At 72.9% G+C, this 22,745-nt stretch carries 20 protein-coding genes; 8 read left to right on the forward strand and 12 right to left on the reverse strand.

Translation table 11 applies throughout. The features are described from left to right. Window positions 1-12: 12 nt before the first annotated feature. Window positions 13-666 carry a sugar nucleotide-binding protein gene (locus tag ACIRPX_RS20235; protein ID WP_404196164.1) on the forward strand — a complete coding sequence of 218 codons (654 nt, stop codon included), beginning with the start codon at window positions 13-15 and terminating at the stop codon, window positions 664-666. Next, window positions 663-1,466: a class I SAM-dependent methyltransferase gene (locus tag ACIRPX_RS20240; protein WP_404196166.1), complete on the forward strand. Its 804-nt coding sequence runs from the start codon at window positions 663-665 to the stop codon at window positions 1,464-1,466. The genes ACIRPX_RS20235 and ACIRPX_RS20240 overlap by 4 nt, the downstream gene beginning before the upstream one ends. Window positions 1,467-1,554: 88 nt before the next feature. On the opposite strand, the gene ACIRPX_RS20245 is transcribed toward ACIRPX_RS20240, so the two are convergent. The 3 genes from ACIRPX_RS20245 to ACIRPX_RS20255 all read right to left on the reverse strand — a co-directional run bounded on the left by ACIRPX_RS20245 (window position 1,555) and on the right by ACIRPX_RS20255 (window position 4,740). Then, on the reverse strand, window positions 1,555-3,510 hold the full coding sequence (locus tag ACIRPX_RS20245; RefSeq protein ID WP_404196169.1) for a glycosyltransferase family 2 protein: 1,956 nt from the start codon (window positions 3,508-3,510) through the stop codon (window positions 1,555-1,557). Between the two features lie 115 nt (window positions 3,511-3,625). Next, a complete protein-coding gene (locus tag ACIRPX_RS20250; RefSeq protein ID WP_404196171.1) occupies window positions 3,626-4,210 on the reverse strand; it encodes a hydrolase in 585 nt (194 codons plus the stop codon). A 68-nt stretch (window positions 4,211-4,278) separates the two neighbouring features. Further along, window positions 4,279-4,740, reverse strand: coding sequence for a MarR family winged helix-turn-helix transcriptional regulator (locus tag ACIRPX_RS20255; RefSeq protein WP_404196173.1), 462 nt, complete (start codon window positions 4,738-4,740; stop codon window positions 4,279-4,281). 156 nt (window positions 4,741-4,896) lie between these two features. Here ACIRPX_RS20255 and ACIRPX_RS20260 point away from each other — a divergent pair, with 156 nt between their 5' ends. Together ACIRPX_RS20260 and ACIRPX_RS20265 are read left to right on the forward strand one after the other, a co-directional pair. Beyond that, the gene (locus ACIRPX_RS20260) at window positions 4,897-5,709 is read left to right on the forward strand and encodes an SAM-dependent methyltransferase (protein WP_404196175.1); all 813 of its coding nucleotides are present in this window, start codon (window positions 4,897-4,899) and stop codon (window positions 5,707-5,709) included. A gap of 56 nt (window positions 5,710-5,765) precedes the next feature. Further along, a complete protein-coding gene (locus tag ACIRPX_RS20265; RefSeq protein ID WP_404196178.1) occupies window positions 5,766-6,266 on the forward strand; it encodes a metallophosphoesterase family protein in 501 nt (166 codons plus the stop codon). Window positions 6,267-7,036: 770 nt separating this feature from the next. Here the strand turns inward: ACIRPX_RS20265 and ACIRPX_RS20270 are convergent. The 7 genes from ACIRPX_RS20270 to ACIRPX_RS20300 form a co-directional block, all read right to left on the reverse strand. Then, a complete protein-coding gene (locus tag ACIRPX_RS20270; RefSeq protein WP_404196181.1) occupies window positions 7,037-7,702 on the reverse strand; it encodes an SRPBCC family protein in 666 nt (221 codons plus the stop codon). A 10-nt stretch (window positions 7,703-7,712) separates the two neighbouring features. Continuing rightward, window positions 7,713-8,822: an XdhC family protein gene (locus tag ACIRPX_RS20275; protein ID WP_404196183.1), complete on the reverse strand. Its 1,110-nt coding sequence runs from the start codon at window positions 8,820-8,822 to the stop codon at window positions 7,713-7,715. Beyond that, window positions 8,815-9,930 (reverse strand): VWA domain-containing protein, encoded by a 1,116-nt coding sequence (locus ACIRPX_RS20280; protein WP_404196388.1) that lies wholly within the window; start codon window positions 9,928-9,930, stop codon window positions 8,815-8,817. Before ACIRPX_RS20280 ends, ACIRPX_RS20275 begins: the two co-directional genes overlap by 8 nt. Window positions 9,931-10,022: 92 nt before the next feature. Continuing rightward, entirely contained in the window at window positions 10,023-10,898 is an 876-nt protein-coding gene (locus ACIRPX_RS20285; protein ID WP_404196391.1) for an AAA family ATPase, read from the reverse strand. A 36-nt stretch (window positions 10,899-10,934) separates the two neighbouring features. Further along, window positions 10,935-11,789: an FAD binding domain-containing protein gene (locus tag ACIRPX_RS20290; RefSeq protein ID WP_404196186.1), complete on the reverse strand. Its 855-nt coding sequence runs from the start codon at window positions 11,787-11,789 to the stop codon at window positions 10,935-10,937. Further along, on the reverse strand, window positions 11,786-14,149 hold the full coding sequence (locus tag ACIRPX_RS20295; RefSeq protein WP_404196188.1) for a xanthine dehydrogenase family protein molybdopterin-binding subunit: 2,364 nt from the start codon (window positions 14,147-14,149) through the stop codon (window positions 11,786-11,788). The genes ACIRPX_RS20290 and ACIRPX_RS20295 overlap by 4 nt, the downstream gene beginning before the upstream one ends. Beyond that, complete coding sequence (locus tag ACIRPX_RS20300) at window positions 14,146-14,616, reverse strand: (2Fe-2S)-binding protein (RefSeq protein ID WP_404196190.1); 471 nt, start codon at window positions 14,614-14,616, stop codon at window positions 14,146-14,148. Before ACIRPX_RS20300 ends, ACIRPX_RS20295 begins: the two co-directional genes overlap by 4 nt. Window positions 14,617-14,845: 229 nt before the next feature. Here ACIRPX_RS20300 and ACIRPX_RS20305 point away from each other — a divergent pair, with 229 nt between their 5' ends. Together ACIRPX_RS20305 and ACIRPX_RS20310 are read left to right on the forward strand one after the other, a co-directional pair. Continuing rightward, a complete protein-coding gene (locus ACIRPX_RS20305; protein WP_404196192.1) occupies window positions 14,846-16,879 on the forward strand; it encodes a GTP-binding protein in 2,034 nt (677 codons plus the stop codon). A gap of 94 nt (window positions 16,880-16,973) precedes the next feature. Beyond that, window positions 16,974-18,830, forward strand: a complete 1,857-nt coding sequence (locus ACIRPX_RS20310; RefSeq protein ID WP_404196194.1) for an endoglycosylceramidase — start codon at window positions 16,974-16,976, stop codon at window positions 18,828-18,830. A gap of 252 nt (window positions 18,831-19,082) precedes the next feature. Here ACIRPX_RS20310 and ACIRPX_RS20315 read toward each other — a convergent pair whose 3' ends face one another. Continuing rightward, window positions 19,083-20,348 (reverse strand): YncE family protein, encoded by a 1,266-nt coding sequence (locus tag ACIRPX_RS20315; protein WP_404196197.1) that lies wholly within the window; start codon window positions 20,346-20,348, stop codon window positions 19,083-19,085. 204 nt (window positions 20,349-20,552) lie between these two features. Between ACIRPX_RS20315 and ACIRPX_RS20320 the strand changes: the two genes are divergently transcribed. After that, window positions 20,553-21,209, forward strand: a complete 657-nt coding sequence (locus tag ACIRPX_RS20320) for a TetR/AcrR family transcriptional regulator (RefSeq protein WP_404196199.1) — start codon at window positions 20,553-20,555, stop codon at window positions 21,207-21,209. Between the two features lie 545 nt (window positions 21,210-21,754). Here ACIRPX_RS20320 and ACIRPX_RS20325 read toward each other — a convergent pair. Next, window positions 21,755-22,120 (reverse strand): nuclear transport factor 2 family protein, encoded by a 366-nt coding sequence (locus tag ACIRPX_RS20325; RefSeq protein WP_404196202.1) that lies wholly within the window; start codon window positions 22,118-22,120, stop codon window positions 21,755-21,757. A gap of 172 nt (window positions 22,121-22,292) precedes the next feature. Here ACIRPX_RS20325 and ACIRPX_RS20330 point away from each other — a divergent pair, with 172 nt between their 5' ends. Then, the gene (locus tag ACIRPX_RS20330) at window positions 22,293-22,580 is read left to right on the forward strand and encodes a hypothetical protein (protein WP_404196204.1); all 288 of its coding nucleotides are present in this window, start codon (window positions 22,293-22,295) and stop codon (window positions 22,578-22,580) included. Window positions 22,581-22,745: the final 165 nt, after the last annotated feature.

Here is a 22,745-nt window from a genome sequence, read left to right on the forward strand (position 1 = left end):
CGCGGCGAGGACGTGGCGGGTCTGGACGGCGCCGCCCGGGACGTCGCCCGGCAGACGGATGTCCGGCACGCGGATGTCCGGGAGACGCCGGCCGGACACCGTCCCGACCTGGTGGCCCACCGCGCCGCGTACACGGCGGTGGGTGGCGCCCCCATGATCCACGTCGCCACCGAAGACGTCCCCGCGGGCGACGCCTCCACGCCCTACGGCCAGGACCACCCCACGGCGTCGCGCACCGCCCACGGCCGTACCGAGCCCGCCGGCGGGCGGGCCGCGGTCAAGGAGCTGCCGACATCGACCGCGATTGTGCGAACCGCTTGGCTCCACGGGGTCCACGGGCGTAGTTTCGTCCGCACGATGATCGATCCGGAGTCACGCCGCGACACCCTCGACGTCGTCGAAGACCAACGCGGGCAGCCCACGTGGAGCGCGGACGTCGCCGCACGCCTCGCCGACCTGGGCCCGTGGCTGGGGCGCGGCGTGCGTGGTGTCTTCCATGCCACCAGCCCCGGCGAGGCCGGCCGGTACGAGCCGGCCCGTACCCCCCGCCCGCGTACAGCGCCCCCGCCCCCGCCCGCCCGCAGGAGCTCGGCCCGCCGCCTCGGCGCGACCGGCAGGCCGCCCTGCACGAACTCTTCCCCTGATCCGCAAGGAGTCCCTTCGTGAAACGCCATGAGTTCCTGCGGGAACTGCACAAGGTCACCGCAAACCGCAACTACCTGGAGATCGGAGTCAACGACGGCCGCAGCCTGACGCTGTCGCGCGTCCCCAGCATCGCGGTCGACCCCGCCTTCAAGGTGGTCACGGAGATCAAGTGCGACGTCCACCTGGTGAAGGCCACCAGTGACGACTTCTTCGCCCGCGACAACCCCCTGCAGTACCTGCGCGGCGGCCGGCACCCGCTGCGCAACCTGCGCCGGGGCCGCAGCCCCCTCGGGTACTGGCGCCGCACCACGCTCGACCTGGCGTTCATCGACGGCATGCATCTGTTCGAGTTCGCGCTGCGGGACTTCATGAACATCGAGAAGCACGCCGACTGGGCCAGCGTGATCGTCTTCGACGACATGCTGCCGCGCAGCATCGACGAGGCGGCCCGCGACCGGCACACCACGGCCTGGACCGGCGACGTCTACAAGGTCATCGAGATCCTGACCCGCTACCGGCCCGACCTCGAACTGGTCCTGGTCGACACCCAGCCCACCGGCCAGCTCGTCATCTTCGGCGCGGACCCCAAGAACACGGTGCTGACGGACAAGTACGACGAGATCATCGCCGAGTTCGAGGTGCCCGACCCGCAGAAGGTGCCCGAGGCGGTCCTGGAGCGGGTCAAGGCGGTCAAGCCGGAGACGCTGATGGGCGCCGACTTCTGGCAGCCCATGGTCCGCGCCCGCAACCGCGGCCTGAGCCGGTCCCGCGGCTGGAAGGCGCTGAGCTCGGCCCTGGAGCCCTACGCGGTCGGCCGCTGACCACCGCCTGCGCCGTTTCCGGCAGGAGGCGGTGCGGGCCTCCTGCCAGGGTCGGGACGGCGTGCCGGAGCCGAGTGATCGCGCTCTGTCACGCCTTTGCGGCCCGGGGCTTCGGCGCGGCGCGCCGGCCCAGTGCCACGGCGAGTCTCCGGCGCACCCTGCGGGCGAGCCGTCGCAGGGCCGAGGGCTGAGGAGCCCGCGCCACCCCGACCGCGTGGGAGTCCGCGCGCAGCACGAACGGCAGCGGCAGGAAGCGCCGCTCGGCGGCGTCGGGGGCCGCGCACAGCGCGGTCCGCCAGGTCGCGCCGCCGAGGTCGGCGACGGGCAGGCCGGCCTCCAGCACGGCCCCGTCCCCGGCGGGGGAGAGCGTGCCGGGCGTCTCGACGGACCGGGCGGGCGAGGTGAGCCGCAGCAGCACCGCCGTGCCGGCCGGCACGTGCAGCGGCAGCGGCGCGCGCAGCCGGTTCCCCGACAGCTCCACGGCGTCGGGGGAGAGCCCTCCGAGGCCCAGCCGCTTGCTCGCGCGGTCGACGTCCAGCGAGAGATGGCCGTGCCGGTCGGTCCAGTACGGCAGGACCACGTGCCCGCCCACGACGGCGCCGCAGGTGGCGGCACCGGCCTTGCGCGGGCCCGGTCCGATGCGGGTCTGCTTGCTCCAACCGCCCACCCTGGCACGGGCGTAGAAGTCCCACAGCCCGATGTGCGCCGGTGTCCCGTCCACCGCGCGGGCGGGGTCGAAGCCGACCGTCGCGCGCAGCACCAGGCGGACGCGCCCGCTGTCCTCGACCGGCACGATCTCGCGGGTGACCTCGACCGGCTGGAAGTACTGGGCGCCGCTGGAGCGTTCGCGCATCAGCAGGTCCAGCGTCGCCCGCCCGAACTCGGCGACGGCATCGGTGCCCACCCGGGCGATCGCCTCCTCGGTGCTCTTGGGCGGGCCGTCCAGCGGGGTGGGGACCCCGCTGCCGGGGAACGTCAACGGCGTTCCGCCGGAGGTGAGTTCGGTGGTGCAGTCGAACAGCAGCCTGCCGTCGCGCCACTCGAACGTGCCCGGCCGGGCGCTCAGCCCGAGCCCGGCCTCCCACTCGGCGAACGCCAGCAGGTCGTCGTAGCGGTAGGCGCTGATCAGCGAGGCCACGACCTGCTGTGTGGCGGGCAGTCCGGCGGCGACGGCGGGGCCGAAGCGCTCGGTGACGACGTGGTGGATCTCCTCGAACTGCTTGCGCCGGTAGTCGTCGGGCATGGCGAGCAGGCGCCCGGCGCGCATCCGCTCGACCATCTCGACGCGCAGCCAGCGCCGGTGGAGGCCGTCGCGGACCGGGCCCGGTTCGGTGTACCGCTCGACGACGTCGAGCGCCTCCCGCAGGTTCTTGAAGTACCCGACGGGGTCGAAGCGCTGGAAGCCCGCGTTGCCGGAGTCGCCGCGGCGCACGTGGTAGTAGCAGACGTAGTCGCCGATGACGCAGACGTTGGCCGCGCGCAGGTACGCCTCCACGACGAAGACATGGTCCTCGAGCCGCCTCCTGCCCTCGGGGAAGCGCAGGCCGATCTCGTCGAGGAAGGCCCGGCGGAACATCTTGTGCGGGGTGAGGCTGTCGATGAGGGGGGCGTCCTCGACGCTCGCCCGCGGCCGGTTGCGGCGGAAGAGCTCCACCGGCACCTGACGGCCCTGGCCGGCCATCTTGCCGACGACGACGTCGGCGCCGTTCGCCACACCGTAGCCGTACATCCGTTCCAGGGCCTCGTCGCCGAGGCGGTCGTCGTGGTCGACGAACATGACGAACTCGCCCTGAGCCGCGGCGATTCCGACGTTGCGGGGCTTGCCGGACCAGCCGGAGTTCTCCTGGTGGATCACCTTGACCCGGGGCTCGTCCGCGGCGAGCGCGTCGAGCCGGGCGGAGGTCCCGTCGGTGGAGCCGTCGTCGACGAAGATCACTTCGTACGCGTCGGACGGCAGGGACTGCCTGAGCAGTGAGGCGATGCAGTCCTCGATGTAGGGTCCCGGGTCGTGGACGGGGACGATGACGCTGACCTTGACCGGCATCGTGCTCCGGGCCCCCTCGGGTCGCTCGCGGTGTGTTGACGCGGGTGGCCAGATGCTATCTCCGCCGGGGGCTTCGTCCCACTCCGGGACCTTCTGCCGTGTCCTGGCGGGTCGGTCAGGAGTGCGTCTTGGCGAGCAGTTCCAGGATCTCGGCCGTGGTGCCCCGCTCGCCCAGGCGCGGGAAGATCCGCTCGACGCTGTTGCGGTGGGCCTCGGGGTCCAGATCGGTCATGGCGTCGGTGGCGAGCGTGACGTGGTAGCCGTGCTCGTGGGCCGCGCGGGCGGTGGACTCCACGCCGATGCTGGTGGCGACGCCGGTCAGGACGATCTGTGTGACACCGCGGCGCCGCAGCTGGACGTCGAGGTCGGTGCCGTGGAAGGCGCCCCAGTTGTGCTTGGTGACGGTGATGTCGCCGGGGCGACCGGCCAGTTCGCCGACTATGGCGTCCCAGCCGGCGGGGCGCGCGCCGCCCGGGCGGGACGTCTCGCTGCGGCCGGGGACGGCGTCCGCGCCGTCCCCGGAGAAGGAGACCCGCACCAGGACGACGGGCAGGTCACGGGCGCGGAAGGCGTCGGCGAGTTCGGCCGTCCGGGTGACGACCTCGGTGGTGGGGTACGGCTGGGCGGGCGCGGCCACGATGCCGGCCTGGAGGTCGATCACGACGAGGGCCGTGCGCGGGTCCAGTGCGGTGACGGTCATGGGTGAGGCCTTTCGAGGGGGGCGGGTGTGCTCGGTGAACGGTCGGGCCACGCCCGGGGCGGTGCGCGTCAGGGCCGGGTGAGCCGCTCCAGCAGCGTCAGCCCTTCCAGCAGCCGCTGCCGCTCGTCCTCGGTGAAGCGGTCCTGGAGCGTGCGCGCCAGCCACTCCTCGCGCGCCTGCCGGTCGCCCTCGGCGCGCTGCCGGCCCGTGTCGGTCAGGGTGACCAGCTGACGGCGGCCGTCGTCCGGGTCGGGGCTGCGCCGGATCAGCCCGTGCCGGTCGAGCGCGGCGAGCGTGGTGGCCATCGACTGCGGCCGTACGCCCTCGGCGACGGCCAGCGCGCTCGCGGTCGCGGCGCCGTGCTTGGCGATCAGGGTGAGCGCGGAGACCTGGGGCGGTGTCAGCTCCTCGCTCCTGGCGACCTCCCGGATGCGGCGGCGCAGCCGGCTGAAGACGACCCGCAGGTCGCGCGCCGCGCGGGCGGCGGAGTCGGAGATGCCCTCGGCGGGGCCGTCGGCCGTTCCGTTCATGGCCCCACCGTAAAACTGTAAGGTGAAACTGTCCAGCTCAACCTGAACAGTTTCACCTGTGCATCTCTGGGCGTGCCGTCAACTTGGCCTGTCCTCCCGCCCGTTGGACTACCGTGGTCGGCGACAGAGGCACGGCGACGAGGGGAGCGGGCCTTGGTGAACGAGCACCCGACGGGCGGCATCGCGCCGATCGACTCCTCCGTGGCGCACCCGGCGCGCGTCTACAACGCCTGGCTGGGCGGACGGGACAACTACGTCGCCGACCAGGAGGCGGCCGAGCTGGCCGCGACGGCCAATCCGCAGATCGTGCCCGCCGTCCGGGCCAACCGGGCCTTCCTGGGACGCGCCGTGCGCGAGCTGACCGCCAGGGCCGGGATACGCCAGTTCCTCGACATCGGCACCGGAATCCCGGCGGCGGACAACACCCACGAGGTGGCCCAGCGGCTCGATCCCGGCGCCCGGGTGGTCTACGTCGACAACGACCCGGTCGTCCTCGCCCACGCGCGGGCGCTGCTGATCGGCACCCCGGAAGGGGCGACGGACTACCTCCAGGCCGACGTGCGCGACGTCGACGGCATCCTCGCGTCCGCGCAGGAGACCCTGGACCTGTCAAGGCCGGTGGGGCTGATGCTGGTCGCGGTCCTGCAGTACGTGCCGGACGCGGACGGCCCCCACGCCCTCGTCCGGCGCCTGCTCGACGCGCTGGCTCCCGGCAGCCACCTCGTCCTGTCCCACCCGGCGGCGGACATCGGCGCGGAGGCGGTCGCCGCGTCGATGCGCGTCTACAACGAACGGGCCGCCGACCACGCCGGCGCGACCCCGCGCACCCGCGCCGAGGTCGGCCGCTTCCTCGACGGTACGGAACTGCTCGACCCGGGTGTCGTGGAACTCCCCGACTGGCGCCCCGGACCCGAGGACGCGCCCGCGCCGGGTCTGCCCATGTGGTGCGGAGCCGGCCGCAAACCCTGACCGGCCGCGCGAGCCTCCCGGCAGACCTTCCCGGTCACCACTACTAGGCTGCCGTCGTGCGCCTGCTGCTGACGACCGACACCCACCTGCCCCGGCGCGCCAAGGAGCTGCCCGCCGAGCTCCTGGCCGAACTCCCGCGCGCGGACGTCGTGTTCCACGCCGGGGACTGGGTCGACACCGGCACCCTCGACCTGCTGGAGGCCCGCTGCCGCCGAGTCGTCGGTGTGTACGGCAACAACGACGGCCCGGAGCTCCGGGCCCGGCTGCCCGAGGTGGCCTACGCCGAGCTCGGCGGGCTGCGCTTCGGATGCGTGCACGAGACGGGCGCGGCGCGGGGCCGCGAGACCCGCTGCGCCGCCCGGTTCCCCGATCTCGACGTCCTGGTCTTCGGGCACAGCCACATCCCGTGGGACACCACCGCCCCGGGCGGCCTGCGGCTGCTCAACCCCGGTTCCCCGACGGACCGCCGCCGGCAGCCCCACTGCACGTACATGACCGCAACCGTGACCGGCGGCCTGCTCACGGACGTGGCACTGCACCGGCTGCCCCGCGGGTGACCGCCCGCTCCGGGGCGCTCTTCCCGGGCGGCGGCGAGAGGTGTTCCGGACGCGGCCTCAACAGGATCCGGGCCGCTTCAGGCGAATGGAAGCGGCCCGGGCGCTGCGAGTGTGCGCTGTCACGGACCTCCTTCCCGCAGAAGGCGCTGTGTGCGCGGAGGCACTGTCACCTCCGTTGAGCGCCGACTACCCCGCTTCCTGCGGCTCACACCTCGGAATTCGGCCGATCCGGACCCGTCGTCCCGGTGAACTGGGCCGCGTGCCGTCCGACGAGTCGCCGGTACGCCGTCTGCCCGCCGGCCGGCTCCCGCAACGGGCCCACCGTCCGGTCCTCCCCGTGCCGCAGTCCGGCATGGACAACCGCGCGGAGCGCGAGCACCGCGGGCCGCCGTGCCCGGCACCGCACCTGCCGCTGCCGGGCGGTCTCCCGGCCAGGAACGTCGGGCCCGGCGCGGTCGTCGGCCCCGGCACCCCGGCCGTGACCGGCCCCGCGGCGGACCTGGTCCCGGCCTGGAGGGTGCCGCCCGCGCGGGCCCGGGACGTCTCCCGCGGGCGGGCCGGCGCGGACGACGCGACCTGGGCTCGGGGCCGCCGCCGTGCGCTCACCGGCTCGCCGCCGGTGCCGCACGATCCCCGCGTCCCGGGAGCGGCCGACGGGGATCACCGCCGCACCGCCGCACCGCACCGCCGCACCGCACGGCCGCACCGCACCACCCGGAGCCGGTCAGCCGATCACCGGGACCGGCTCCTGGCCCGCCGGCCCGCCCGCGTCAGTGCCGTCGTCTGCGCCGCAGGCCCAGGACCACCACGGCCACCACGAGAACCACCCCCGCTGCGACCGCCGCCCGCTTGGCCACCGGCAGCCCGGCCGTGCGGAGCAGATCGATGGGCTCCGCCTCCGCGGGCGGCGCCTGCACCGCCGCCTTCCCGCCCTCCGCGGACGCCTCACCCGCTGCCGTTTGCCCGCCCGCCGCGGGCTCCTCCGTTGCCGCGGGGGCGCCGATCCGCTCCGACAGACAGTCCGCGAACTGGCCGATGATCCGGTCGCCGACCTCCGCCATCACACCGCGCCCGAACTGCGCCGGCCGCCCGGTCACCTTCAGATCGGTCTGCACCGACACGGTCGTGCCGCCGTCGCGCTCGGCCATCGTGGCGGTCACCGTGGCGCGAGCGGTGCCCTGGCCGCGGGTCTCCCGGCCGCTGGCCGTCAGCACCATGCGGTGCGCCGCCTCGTCCTGCTCGTCGAAGACGGCGGTGCCCTTGTAGGTGACGGTCACCGGGCCCACCTTGACCTTCACCGAGCCGGTGACGGTCTTGCCGTCGTACTCCTCGACGGTCGCCCCGGGCATGCACGGCGCCACGCGCTCGATGTCGAGGAGCGTCCCCCAGGCGTCGTCGACCGGGACCGGCACGGTGAACTCGTGGTGCAGTTCCATGACTTGCCTCCTACGGGCGTTGCGTCGAAGGGTGGATGGCGCCACCGGTGGCCGTCAGCGGGGCTCCGGTGCCGCCCCAGCGCAGCGAGACGATCTCCGCGGCGACGGACACGGCGACCTCCTCGGGCGTACGGGCGCCCAGGTCCAGACCGACCGGTGAGCGCAACCGGGCCAGTTCGGCCTCGGTGAGACCGGCCTCGACCAGGCGTTTCATGCGGTCGTCGTGCGTACGCCGGCTGCCCATCGCCCCGATGTACGCGGCCGGCCGGCGCAGCGCCTCCTCCAGCAGCGGGACGTCGAACTTGGGGTCGTGGGTCAGGACGCAGACCACCGTGCGCTCGTCGGTGGGGGTGTCGCGGAGATAGCGGTGCGGCCAGTCGACGACCACCTCGACCGCGCCCGGGAAGCGCTTGGGCGTGGCGAACACCGGCCGGGCGTCGCAGACCGTGACCCGGTAGCCGAGGAAGGTGCCGATGCGGGCGACCGCCGCCGCGTAGTCGATCGCGCCGAAGACGAGCATGCGCGGCGGCGGGGCGAAGGAGTGCAGGAAGACGGTGACCGCGTCCTCACGGCGCTCGCCGTGCGGGCCGTAGTGACGCAGCCCCGTCGCGCCGAGGGCGAGTTCCCCCCGCGCGTCGGCGGTGACCGCCACGTCCAGACCCTGCGTCCCCAGGGTGCCCGCGACCTTGTCCGGCCAGACGGAGAGGGTGGCCCCGATCGGCGCGGGCCCGTCGGTCACCGTCGCCACGGTCACCGGCCGGCCCGCCGCGACGGACTCCGCGACCTCCGTGAAGCCCGGGTCGGTCGTCCCGGTGACGGGCCGGATCAGCAGCGTGATCTCGCCCCCGCAGGTGAGGCCGACCGCGAAGGCGTCCTCGTCGCTGTACCCGAAGGTCTCCAGCCGCGCCTCGCCGCTGTCCACGACCTCCTTGGCGAGCTCGAACACCGCGCCCTCGACGCAGCCGCCCGACACGCTCCCGACGACCTCGTCGCCGGGCCCCACCGCCATGGCCGCGCCGGGATCGCGCGGTGCGCTGCGGCTGACGGTGACGACGGTGGCGAGGCCGAAGGGGGCTCCCGCCGTGTACCACCGGCTGAGGGCCGGGAGGATGTCACGCACGATCGGCTCCTTCCACGCGGACCCGCTCGGCCCCGCGTACCACTGCTGCCAGCTCTTCCAGCGCCGCCAGGCTGTGGCCGGCGACGAAGGCGTCCACGCTCGGCAGCGCCGCCGCCATCCCGGCGGCCAACGGCGCGTAGCCGGGGCGTGCCTTGAGGGGGTTGGCCCAGATCACCCGGTGCGCCAGCCGCCGCAGGCGGCGCATCTGCGTTCCGAGCAGCTCCGGGTCGCCGCGCTCCCAGCCGTCCGACAGCAGCACCACGACCGCGCCGCGTGCCATGCCCCGCTGCCCCCAGCGGTTGAGGAACTCGCGCAGCAGCTCCCCGAGCCGGGTACCCCCGCGCCAGTCGGGCACCGCCGCCGCGAGGGCGGCCATCGCCAGGTCCGGGTCGCGGTGCGAGAGTTCGCGGGTCACACGGGTCAGCCGGGTGCCGATGGTGAAGACCTCCGTACGGCTGCCGCGGGCGGCCGCGTGCGCGAAGCGCAGCAGGGCGTCCGCGTACGGCGCCATCGAGCCGCTGACGTCCACGAGCAGCACGACCCGACGGGGCCGGTCGGCCCGGGTGTGCCGGCGCAGCCGCGCGGGCTCCCCGCCGCGCCGCAGCAGCTCGCGCACCGTCCGGTGCGGATCGACGTCCCCGCGCCGGGCCGGCCGCCGGCGCGCGGTGCGCCGTGCCTCGCCGCGCAGCGCGAACGCGGCCAGCAGACGGCGCAGTTGCTCCCGCTCGGCAGAGGTCAGCTCGGCGACATCACGGTGGCGCAGCACCTCGGAGGCGCTGGCGAGCGCGGCCGCGGGCGGTGCCTGCGGGTCCTCCTCCCGGGCGGCCGGGCCGGGCTCGGGGCTCTCCCGCAGGACCAGCCGCAGCCGTGGCGGGGGAGTCGCGGCCGCCGCCCGCCCGGTGGGCAGCCCGCCCCCGAAGTACGCGGCGAACACCCGCTCGTAGCGTTCCAGGTCGTCCCGCCCGCCGCACAGCGTGAGCCGCCCCGCCCAGTACACGTCGGCGCGCATCCCGGGCCGCAGTTCGTCCACCGCCCGCAGGAAGGCGTGCACCCGTTCGGCGCTCGCCTCGACACCGGCGGCCCGCAGGGCGCGCGCGAAACCGAGCAGGACGGCGTCGGCGTGTCCGCCGTCCGGACCGTGCCGCTCGCCCCGCCCCCTTGCCCCGGCGTCCACCCACCCCGTGCCGTCCGCCACCCCGCTCACGCCCCCCGCGCCGCGAGCACCGCCGCCAGATCCAGCCCTTTGGCCCGCTCCGCGTCCTCGCGGTACTTCAGCACCGAACCCAGCGTCGCCACCGCCAGCTCCGCGTCCACCTCGCTCGCGCCCAGCGCGTCCAGCGCCTGCGTCCAGTCGATGGTCTCGGCGACCCCCGGCGGTTTCAGCAGGTCCTGGGAGCGCAACGCCTGCACCAGCGTGGTCACCTGCTCCGCCAGCCGTGCCGCCACCCCGGGCAACCGCCGCCGTACGATGGCCAGTTCGCGGGCGAAGCCCGGGTGGTCGAACCAGTGGTACAGGCAGCGCCGCTTCAGCGCGTCGTGCACCTCGCGGGTGCGGTTGGAGGTCAGCACCACCACCGGGGGCACCTCGGCGCGCAGGGTGCCCAGCTCCGGGATGGTGACCGAGAACTCCGACAGCAGCTCCAGCAGGAACGCCTCGAACTCGTCGTCGGCGCGGTCGATCTCGTCGACCAGCAGCACCGACGGCTGCGTCTCCAGCGCCTTGAGCAGCGGCCGGGCGACCAGGAAGCGCCGGTCGTACAGCTCGCCCTCCAGGCGGTCGGCGTCCGTGACACCGGCCGCCTCCGCGGCCCGCAGATGCAGCAGCTGACGGGGGAAGTCCCAGTCGTACAGGGCCTGCGAGGCGTCGATGCCCTCGTGGCACTGCAACCGGATCAGGGGCGCGCCGAGCGCCTCGGCGAGGGCGGACGCCAGCGCGGTCTTGCCCACGCCCGCGTCGCCCTCGCAGAAGATCGGCCGGTGCAGCCGCACGGCCAGGAAGCAGGCCGTGGCCAGCCCGTCGTCGACGAGGTACCCCGTCTCCTCCAGGCGGGCCCGTACCTGCTCCGGGCCGTCGATGTCCGCGCTCGGGTCGTGCTTGTACGTGATCGGTCCTCACCCCATTCCGGCGGCGGTCAGCACCGCCCGCCTGGTGAGGACCCGCGCCAGGTGCTCGCGGTACTCGGGCGAGGCCGACATGTCCTGCGCGGGGTGGGCGCCCTCGGCCGCCGCCTCGGTGGCCCGCCGGACGGCCTCGGCGTCGCCGGCCCCGGTCAGGGCCTGCTCGGCGGCCGAGGCGCGCAGTGGTGTCGCGCCCATGTTGGTGAGACCGACCCGCGCCTCGGCGATGTGCCCGTCGTCGCGCCGCACCAGGGCGGCGACGCCGACGATCGCGTAGGCCTGGGCCACCCGGTGGAACTTCTCGTAGTGGAAGCCCCAGCCGTCCGTCTTCGGCACCCGCACCTCCACCAGGAGTTCGTCGGGGGCCAGCGCGGACTGCAGGTAGTCGACGAAGAAGTCACGGGCCGGGATCGTGCGCCGCCCGTTCGGCCCCTGCACCACCATCTCGCCGTCGAGCGCCAGCACCACGGCGGGCAGGTCGGCGGCCGGGTCGGCGTGCGCGAGCGAGCCGCCGAGGGTGCCCCGGTGGCGTACCGCGGGGTCCGCGACGGTGGCCGTGGCCGACGCCAGCAGCGCCGCGTGCCGGCGGACCAGCGGATCGTGGATGACGTCGTGGTGCGTGGTCATCGCGCCGATGACGAGCGTGCCGCCGTCCTCGCGCACCCCGCGCAGCTCGGCGATGCGGCCGACGTCCACGACCAGCTCGGGGAAGGCCAGCCGCAGCCGCATCAGCGGCACCAGGCTCTGCCCGCCGGCCAGTACCTTCGCCTCCTCGCCGGCGTCGGCGAGTGTGCGCACCGCCTCGTCGACCGTGGCCGGCCGGGTGTAGTCGAATGCCGGGGGAATCATGCCTGGGCCTCCCTCACCGCTCGCCAGACCCGCTCCGGGGTGCAGGGCATCTTGATGTCGTGGACCCCCAGCGGACGCAGCGCGTCCACGATCGCGTTGACCACGGCGGGCGTCGACGCGATGGTCCCGGCCTCGCCGACCCCCTTGACGCCCAGGGGGTTCGAGGTGGCCGGCGTCTCGGTCCGGTCGGTGGTGAACTCGGGCAGGTCCGCCGCCGACGGCACGAAGTAGTCCGCCATCGAGCCGGAGACCAGGTTGCCCTCGTCGTCGTAGACGGCCTCCTCGTACAGTGCCTGCGCGATGCCCTGCGCGAGACCGCCGTGCACCTGTCCCTCCACGATCATCGGGTTGACGACCTTGCCGACGTCGTCGACGCAGACGTAGGAGCGGATGTGCGTCTGCCCCGTCTCGGTGTCGACCTCCACGGCGCACAGGTGGGTCCCGTGCGGGTAGGAGAAGTTCTCCGGATCGAGCAGGTGCTCGGCGTTGATGCTGGGCTCGATGCCGTCCGGCAGGTCGTGCGAGGTGAAGGTCTCGAAGGCGATCTCCTGGATCGTCTTGCGGGCCTCCGGGGAGCCCTTCACGGAGAACACGCCGTCCGTGAAGTCCAGGTCCTGCTCGTTCGCCTCCAGCAGGTGGGCGGCCACCTTCCGCGCCTTGTCGACCACCTTCTGCGCGGCGTGGTGGACGGCGGACCCGCCCACGACCAGCGACCGCGACCCGTAGGTGTCCATGCCCTGCGGGGACGCCTGGGTGTCGCCGTGCAGCACTTCGACGTCCTCGAACGGCACGCCCAGCACGTCGGCGGCGATCTGGCTCCAGCAGGTCACATGGCCCTGGCCGTGCGGGCTGGTGCCGGTGACGACCTCGACCTTGCCGGTGGGCAGCATCCGGATGCTCGCCGCCTCCCAGCCGCCGGCCGCGTACCTCAGGTCGCGCAGCACCCGGCTCGGCGCGAGCCCGCACATCTCGGTGTACGTCGACACGCCGATCCCCAGCCGGACGGCGTCGCCCCGCCGGTTGCGGTCGGCCTGCTCGGCCCGCAGCTTGTCGTAGTCGAACAGCGCGAGGGACTTCTCCGTGGCGGCCTCGTAGTTGCCGCTGTCGTAGGTCAGACCCGCGATCGAGGTGTACGGGAACTCCTCGTGCCCGATCCAGTTCCGGCGCCGCAACTCCACCGGGTCCAGGCCGAGTTCGACGGCCAGCTCGTCCATGATGCGCTCGATGGCGTATGTCGCCTCCGGGCGCCCGGCGCCGCGGTAGGCGTCGGTGGGCGTCCGCGTGGTGAAGACGCCGGTGCAGGTGAAGTCGTAGGAGTCCATCTTGTAGATGGCCGGGTACATGAAGGCGCCCAGGATCGGGATGCCCGGGGTGACCAGCATCAGGTACGCGCCCATGTCGGTCAGCAGGTCGACCTTGAGGCCGAGCAGCTTGCCGTCCCGGGTCGCGGCGATCTCCAGGTCCTGGATCATCCCGCGGCCGTGGTGGGTGGCCAGGAAGCCCTCGGAGCGGGACTCGGTCCACTTCACCGGCCGGCCGATCCGCCGCGCCACGGCCAGCGCCAGCGCCTCCTCGCCGTACACCTGCAGCTTGGAGCCGAAGCCGCCGCCGACGTCGGGGGCGATCACCCGGATCTTGTGCTCGGGGATGCCGGTGACCACGGCCATCATGACGCGCACGATGTGCGGGATCTGGGTGGCCGAGTACAGCGTGTACTCGCCGGACGCGGCGAGCGGGGTGGCGACGACCGCGCGCGGCTCCATCGCGTTGGGGATGAGCCGCTGGTGGTGGTAGCGCCGCTTGAGGGTGACGTCGGCGCGCTGCCGTACTGTGTCGAAGTCCTCGCCCGTCTTCAGCGGCCAGACGTAGCTGCGGTTGGTGCCCTTGTCCGAGTGGACCAGGGGGGAGTCCTCGGCGAGCGCGGCCTCCAGGTCCAGGACCGGGGGCAGCGGCTCGTAGTCGACCTCGATCGCCTCCAGGGCGTCGGCGGCCGCGTAGCGGTCGCGGGCCACCACGAGCGCCACCGGGTCTCCCGCGTAGCGCACCTCGTCCACGGCCATCGGCGGGTGGTCGGGCAGCACGATGTCCTCGGTCACCGGCCAGGCGCAGGGCAGCGAGCCCAGGCCCTCGGCGAGGTCCGCGCCGCTGAACGCCGCGATGACGCCCGGGCGTTCGAGCGCCGGCGAGACATCGACGCGCGCGATGCGGGCATGCGCCATCGGGCTGCGCAGGATCGCCATGTGCAGCAGGCCGTTGACGCTGATGTTGTCGGTCCAGTTGGTCTGGCCGGTGATCAGCCGGGCGTCCTCCTTGCGGGCCCGGGAGCGGCCGACCTCGGGTTCCACGGCCTGGTCGGTCATGCCGTGACCTCCTCTTCGGAGGCGGCCTGTACGGCTCGCACGATGTTCTGGTAGCCGGTGCAGCGGCAGAGGTTGCCCTCGAGGGCGTGGCGGATCTCGTCCCCGGTGGGGTGCGGGTGCTCGCGCAGCAGGTCGCGGGCCGCCATCAGCATCCCCGGGGTGCAGTAGCCGCACTGGAGGGCGTGTTTCTCGTGGAAGGCACGCTGGAGGCCGGTCAGCTCACCGTCGCGGGCGAGTCCCTGGACGGTGGTCACCTCGCCGCCGTCGGCCTGCACGGCGAGCACGGAGCAGCTCTTCACGCTCACGCCGTCGAGTTCGACCGTGCAGGCCCCGCAGTTGGAGGTGTCGCACCCGATCGGGGTGCCGGTCAGACCGAGGCGATCGCGCAGGTAGTGGACCAGGAGGAGACGCGGTTCCACGTCGTCCTCGTACGTCGTTCCGTCCACCTTCACCGAGATGTGGGTCATTGGCCCTCCCAGGACCACGGGGGCGTGATGTTCGTCACTCTATGACCGACCAGGGGCGACGGCGAGTGCTGTGGCGCAGTTCGTTGAGCGTTAATCCATTGCTGCCGGGGGCCCGGCTCTGCTGGACTTTCCCGAGTCGTGCCGTCACGCGATCCAGGAGAAGCAATGCGCACACCGCTCATGTCCACCCAGGAAGGAACACCCACCTCTGCCAAGGACATGAAGCTTCGTGCACTTGCTCAACCTCGGCATCCTCGCGCACGTCGACGCAGGTAAGACCAGCCTCACCGAGCGGCTGCTGCACACGGTCGGGATCACCGACGAGATCGGCAGCGTCGACGCCGGCAGCACCCGCACCGACACCCTCGCGCTGGAGCGCCGGCGCGGCATCACCATCAAATCGGCGGTCGTGTCGTTCGCGGTCGACGACGTCACGGTCAACCTCATCGACACCCCGGGTCACCCCGACTTCATCGCCGAGGTGGAGCGGGTGCTCGGCGTGCTCGACGGCGCCGTCCTGGTCGTCTCGGCCGTCGAGGGCGTCCAGGCGCAGACCCGTGTCCTGATGCGGACCCTCCAGCGGCTGCGCATCCCCACCCTGCTGTTCGTGAACAAGATCGACCGCCGCGGCGCCCGCCACGACGGCGTCCTGCGCCAGATCTCCGGCCGGCTGACGCCGGCGGCCGTACCGATGGGGCGGACGGGGGCGCTGGGCACGGCCGACGCCTGGTTCCGGCCCGCCCTCGGTACGGCGGCGCTGGACGTGCTGGCCGATCATGACGACGCACTGCTGGCCGCGTACGTCGAGGGGGATGCCGCGGATGCCCTGCAGGGGGGAGACGGCCTCGCGCCCACGGCGGCGGGCGGCATGTCGCAGCGCACCGCGCAGGCCCTGCGCGCGGCCCTGACCGCCCACACCCGCCAGGCCCGGGTCCACCCCGTCTACTTCGGCTCCGCCCTCACCGGCGCCGGCATGGACGCCCTCGTCACCGGGATCAAGGAGCTCCTGCCGCCGGCCGCCGGCGACCCCGGTGGGCCGGTGTCGGGCACCGTCTTCAAGGTCGAGCGCGGCCCGGCGGGCGAGAAGGTGGCGTACGCGCGCATGTTCACCGGGACGCTGCGCACCCGCGACCGGATCCCGTTCGGGCCGGATCGCCAGGAGGGCCGGATCACCGCGATCAGCGTCTTCGACCAGGGTGCGGACGCCCGGGCCGACGCGGTGCCCGCGGGCCGCATCGCCCGTCTGTGGGGGCTGACCGACATCAGGATCGGCGACGCGATCGGCGAGCCGCGCGGGGCGTACGAGCGCGTCTTCGCCCCGCCGACGCTGGAGACGGTGGTCGTCCCGGGCCCGGGGACGGACGGCCGGAAGCTGCACCTCGCGCTGGCCCAGCTCGCCGAACAGGATCCGCTGATCGACCTGCGCCACGACGAGATCCGCCGGGAGACCTCCGTGTCGCTGTACGGCGAGGTGCAGAAGGAGGTCGTCGAGGCCACCCTCGCCGAGGAGTACGGACTCGAGGTCACCTTCCGGGAGACCACGACGATCTGCATCGAACGGCCGTCCGGTACGGGAGCGGCGGTGGAGTTCGACAAGAAGGACCCGAACCCCTTCCTGGCCACCGTCGGCCTGCGCGTCGACCCCGCCCCGGCCGGCTCCGGCGTCGGCTTCCGCCTGGAGGTCGAGCTGGGCTCCATGCCCTACGCCTTCTTCCAGGCCGTCGAGGACACCGTGCGGGAGACCCTCGGCCAGGGGCTGCACGGCTGGCAGGTCACGGACTGCACCGTCACGATGACCCATTCGGGTTACTCGCCGCGGCAGAGCCACGCCCATCAGGGCTTCGACAAGAGCATGTCGAGCACGGGCGCGGACTTCCGCGGCGTCACCCCGCTGGTCCTGATCGAGGCGCTGCGCCGGGCGGGCACCCAGGTGTGCGAGCCGATGCACCGCTTCCGGCTGGAGGCCCCGGCCGACACGCTGGGCGCCCTGCTGCCGGTGCTCGCCGCGCTGCGGGCGGTGCCGCGGACGACCGTGACGCGGGGTGCGGCCTGTGTGCTGGAGGGCGCGGTCCCGGCGGGCCGGGTGCACGAACTGGGGCAGCGGCTGCCCGGGCTGACGCGCGGCGAGGGTGAGCTGGAGAGCGCCTTCGACCACTACGCGCCGGTCGCGCGGGGAGCGGTTCCCGAACGTCCGCGCACCGACCACAACCCGCTCAACCGTAAGGAGTATTTGCTGAACGTCACCCGCAGGGTGGGGAGTTGAGCCGGGACCAAGGTGATGCGCGGTCGAAATCCTGATACTTACTCAGGAGTCAGAAGCATTGACGGTGTCAGGACATCGCCGGACTGTGGTGAACATGCCGAATATCCGGGCACGTCTGCTCGCTGTTCTGGTCGTCCTCCTCGGATCACTGACGGTGGCGGGCGCGCCGCCCGCCACCGCCGCCACGCTCTCCGGCTCCCTCTGGTTCGACGAAACCCCGCTCACCGTGCGGAACGGCCGGTTCGTCGACGGCAACGGCCGCGAGGTCGTGCTGCGCGGCTACAACGTCTCCGGCGAGACCAAGCTGGAGGAGAACGGCGGCCTGCCCTTCGCCTCGCCGGCCGACGCGAAGAAGTCGGCGACCGCGCTGCGCGCACTCGGCGGCGGCAACTCGGTCCGCTTCCTGCTCTCCTGGGCCCACGCGGAGCCCACCCGGGGAACGGTCGACACGGCCTATCTGGCCGCGGCCACCGAGCAGATGCGGGCCTTCCTCGACACCGGCATCCGGGTGTACCCGGACTTCCACCAGGACCTGTACTCCCGCCACCTGTTCGACGCGGGCAGCTGGTACACGGGCGACGGGGCCCCCAAGTGGGCCGTTTCGCTGGGAAGTTACCCGCGGGAGTCATGCGGGATCTGCTTCTTCTGGGGCCAGAACATCACCCAGAACCAGGCCGTGACCAAGGCCCAGTACGACTTCTGGCACAACACCTACGGCCTGCAGGACTCCTTCCTCGACACCGCGCAGAAGACCATGACGTACCTCCAGCAGCATCTGAGCGAGGCCGAGTTCGCGTTCGTCGTCGGCTTCGATCCGTACAACGAGCCCTACGCCGGCAGCTACGAGCCGGGCCGGACGAGCCGTACGTGGGAGCAGAGCCTGCTGTGGCCCTTCTACGAGAGGTTCCGGGCCCGGATGGACCTGGCCGGCTGGCAGGACAAGCCCGCGTTCGTCGAGCCGAACCTCTTCTGGAACGCCGACATCGACTCCCAGAGGCAGGAGGGCGGCCTCCTCGACGCCGGGACCCTCGGCCCCCGCTACGTCTTCAACACCCACTTCTACGACCAGAAGGCCATCTCCGGCATCCTGATGTGGGGCAACGCCTCCGACGGCCAGTACAGCACCGACTTCGGCACGATCCGCGACCGGGCCTCCGCGACCGCGACGGCCGCGGTCGTCAGCGAGTTCGGCCATCCCCTGTCCGGTGCGGTCTCCGGCAAGGCTCCCACCGTCGACAAGGCCATGTACCAGGCGCTGGACTCCCGTGTCCCCGGGGCGAGTTGGTGGAGCGACCCGGCCGCGTCCGGCCCGGTGCTCTCCGGCACCCAGTGGCAGTGGGACATCTACAGCGGGCGCCACCACGAGCTGATGAACGACAACCCGGACAAGGTACGGACGGCAGCGGACGCCTGGAACGACGAGGACCTCTCCGCCGTGCGGCTCGACGACTCGGGTGCGGTGACGCTGCGTCAGGACGCCCGGCTGCTGGACCGCGTCTACCCGGGCGCCACCGCCGGGACGACGCTCGCCTTCACCTACGAGGACCGTTCGCGTGACGGTGCCACGACCCTGACCTGGAACCCGGTGCCGGGTTCACTGCCGAACGTGTCCCGGCTGGTCGGCTCCGGCCGGTACGGGCTGCTCGTCTGGCGCTCGGGTCCCGGGTCGGCCCCCACCGAACTCCACCTGCCCGCCTCCTTCCCGGCCGCGGCCACCACCGTGGTCTCCGACCTCGGCACGGCGTACGGCCCGCCCGCCTACACCCCGACGGCCCCGATCGCCGCCGCCCCCGAGCCGGGCGGCACCGGCAGCCGCCGCCTCCTCCTCACCGACGCGGACTCGGGCGCCGTGCACTACGCCCTGGTGACGAACGGCGCCACCTCCCCGTCGGCCGCGCTGCTGGAAGCGGCCAGGTCGGAGCTGTCGGCCTGGGCGGCAGGGCACTTCTGACGGACAGGCGTAACGGGCACGGCCCGCCGCCGCTCACCGGTGGGGCCGGTCGCGCGGACACCGGCGGGGCCGGTCTCATGAGCATGCTCCGGAGCCGCCGTGCCGAGGAGCCGGCGGCTCGGGGGCGTCCGGGCTCCCCCGCACCTCTGCCCATGGACGGTCCGCGGTGGGCCCGCATCCAGGAGACGGCCCGTGCCCGGACCGCGCGAGCGGCGCCGGACGGGGGTGTCCTCCGGCGCCACTCGGCGGGCGTCAGCCGGCGGACGGCCCCGTCCAGTCGGCCTGCACATGCCCGAGCCGCACCCGCTGCGGATGGTCGCCGACCGCGACGGAGGTGACCTTCCGTCCGGTCGCGAAGTCGATCGCGGTGATCTGGTCGGCGCCGCTCTCGGAGATGACGCAGTCCTTGCCGTCGCCGCTGACCGTCGCCCAGTACGGCTTGGAGGCGGGGATCAGCGGACCTTCCTGGAGCGTCGCGCGGTCGACGACCGTCGCGTAGTCGTCCATCGTGCCCGCGACACACAGTTCGGTGCCGTCCGGATTCATCGAAAGGCCGTGGTGGCGCGAGTCGTTGACCCAGGTGGTGCGGTCCTCGCTGGTCGCCGGGTTCTTCGGCAGCGTCTTCATCCGGGTGATCCTGTCGCCGGCGACGTCGTACTCGAAGAAGCCGTTGAAGAAGGACACCTGGAAGTAGAACGTCGACTCGTCGGGGGAGAAGACGGCCGGGCGGACGGCGTCGGAGAAGTCCTTCAGGCCGAACGCGTCCAGGCGCTGCCGCATGTCGATCGTCCTGACCCGCTTGTACGTCGTCGCGTCCACCACCGTGATGTGGCGGTCGCCCTTCGTCCAGTCCCAGGCCGGGTCGTCGAGGGAGGTGGTGACGTCTCCGATGGACATGTTCCAGATGTACTTGCCGTCCTTGGTGAAGATGTTCTCGTGCGGCTTGTCGCCCGTCGTGAACGAGCCCAGCTGCCTGCCCGTGCCGATGTCCAGCACGTGCACGGTGTTCGAGGTCGAGGCGGACACCGCCACGCGGCTGCCGTCGGGGGAGACGGCCATGTGGTCGGAGCGGTAACCCGACACGGGGAAGCGCCAGTTGATGCCGCCGGTGGCGAGGTCGATGGAGACGACGTCGGCGAAGCTGGGCCGCGAGACCACCACCGATCTGCCGTCCGGCGTGGAGTACATGTCGTCCACGAACTGGTCGTGGCCCTCGCCGACGCCGTTGCGGATCGCCATGAAGTAGATCCACTTGATCGGATCGGCGTTGATCTCGGCCATCCGCCGGTCCTTGTCCGGGATGACGTCGAGACGGCCGACCTTCGCGAAGTCGCCGCTGGACCTGACGACGTCGGCCGTGCCGTCCCAGTTGTTGCCGACGAACATCACCTCCCGCAGGGGGGTGGCGGAGTCCGTGTCCGCGGCGGAGGCGGCGGAGGCGGCGGTTGCGGGGGCGGCGACGGTCAGGACGAGGGCGGCGGCCATGGAGCAAAGGTGCCTGGGTCTGAAGGCAGGCATGAGTGCTCTCTCCTCTGGAAGGCGGGGCGGGCGGGGAAGCGAGGGTGCGCGGGCTGACGTGATCGGTGCATGCCAAGCGGAAGGTGCGAATCTGAAGTGACGTGCCTTCAGATTCTTACTTACCGGAAAGTAAGGAAGAGGCGCCCTTCTCCACAAGACTGCGTACACGACAAAATTGGCGGAGCGGGTGACGAAGGAGGGTCAGTGACGGGCAGGCTCAAGGCGCCGACCGGGCGGTACGGGGGCAAGACCGCCGCGGAACGGCAGGCCGAGCGGCGCAGACGATTCCTGGACGCCGCGCTCGAACTGTTCGGCGCCGACCCCGGCTACCGGGCCACCACGGTCGCCGCGCTGAGCGAGGCCGCCGGCCTCTCCACCCGGCAGTTCTACGAGGAGTTCCGCACCCTCGAGGACGTGCTGGCCGCGCTGCACCTCCAGGTCAACGACTGGGCCGAGGAGGCCGTCGTCACCGCCTTCGCCGACGTCGAGGGCCGCCCGCTCGCCGAGCGCGTCGCCGCCATCTTCCGCGCCTACGCCGCCTGCGTCACCGGCGACACGCGCCGGATCCGCATCACCTTCGTCGAGATCATCGGTGTGAGTCCCCGGCTGGAGGCGCAGCGCCTCGCCCGCCGCTCCCGCTGGGTGGACCTCATCTGCGCCGAGGCGGAGGCGGCCGCCGCCCGCGGCGAAGCGGCCCCGCGCGACTACCGCATCGCGGCGACGGCCTTCATCGGCAGCGTCAACGGCCTCCTGCACGACTGGAGCGCGGGGTGGGTGGACGCGACGCTGGACGACGTGGTGGAGGAACTGGTCCGGCAACTGCTGGCGATCATGCGGCCCACGGGGTGGGGAGAGAGCTGACCCGTCCCCGTACGGGCTGGGCGAGCGCCGGCAGCAGGACCCCGACGGCCACGACCGCGGCCACACCAGCAACCAGCCGGCCGGCAGGCGGCGGCGCGGAGCGCGGTGGACCTCCTCGTACTCGCGCCGCGTCTCGCGGGCACGGGCTCGGGCGCAGCGCGGACGCGTACGCGTACACGGAGGCGGGCACCCGCCGACTGCTGATCATGGCGCCGTCCACCGGCGCGGTCCTCGGACTGGAGACCGTCTTCACCAGGGCCGACCCGGAGTACGGCGTCAAGGCCGGCGACGTCATGGAGTGCAGCGCCTGGATGCGCTGAGCACACCGGGCGGGCGTCAGCGACGCAGGGCGCGCCGCCTTCGGGCGGCGGGGAGCGGACGGGAGCGTCCCGCTCTCACGACGGACCGCAGCAGCGCGAGGGAGGCCAGCCGGCGCGCCGCGGGGGACCGCCCGGACCGGGCCGGACGGGTGCGCCCGAGCGCCGCACGAGCCGAGAAGGTCCAGGTCAGTCGGGATGTGACCTGGACCCTCGCGGTTCTGCCTCCTACTCGTCCCATGCCTGGATCAGGATCTCCTCGGTGATCTTTCCGTCGTGCAGCGTGACCATCGACTCGGCGAGGACACGCGTCCCGTCCGAGTACCGGCACGACTGGCTGTAGGCGGCGTGGTCACCCTGGATGATGCAGTGGTCCATCTTGTGTGTCATGTCCCGGCTGTAGATGTCCTCGAACAATGCCCCGATCTCCTCGCGACCGCGCAGGACCCTGGGCTTGCTGGGCTGGGTGTTGCGGTCCACGATGCGTATCTGCGCGTCGTCCGCGTAGAGCGACAGAAGGTCTGCCGCCGTGTGTCCTTCGACGCCCCGTCGCAGCGTGTCGGCGCTGAACGCGGGAGTTGCCGTGGTCCCCATGCTGACCTCCTCCGAAGGCCGCGACCCGACGAGGAGCGGGCCGCGAAGGGCCTCTCCTACGAGGCTCCCCCGCCGCGGCAGGCTCGGCAAGCGCAGCCGGAACGCTGCCCCTGACGGGTGAGTGACGCACGGTGCCCGTGACCGCCCGAGGTACGGCGGCGTTGTGCGAAACATGATCTCAACACGACGTATCGTCGCCGCCGTTGGTCTCGCCGCCGGCGTCACCGCTCTCGCCGCGCCGCTCGCCAGCGCGTCCGACTCGACCATCCAGAACCGGGACGGGAGCGAGCTCAACCCGATCAGCGCGATCGACTCGCTCGCCACCGCCGGCATCCCCGCGGACCGCCAGGCCGAGATGCCGCGCCCCTCGGAGCAGCTCAGCCGCCTGAACGACCTCTCGCAGCTGGACAAGGTGGCGGGCATGGGTGCCGCCGGCGCGGCGCTGCCGGGCGCGCTCTAGGTCGTTCTGCGAAAGTAGCGTCGTCCGCCCGCCGGGCAGGCGGGACGTTCGGAACACACCCTGGCCCGCCGGCGTCACGTCGCTCGTCCAGGCCGAGGGCCGCCCCGTCATCCGGGCGGCCCTCCGCCATGTCGCGTCCCGGTCACCGCGCGCCGCCGCACGCGA

This window comes from Streptomyces sp. NPDC101225, from assembly GCF_044767585.1.
Classification (GTDB): Bacteria; Actinomycetota; Actinomycetes; order Streptomycetales; family Streptomycetaceae; genus Streptomyces.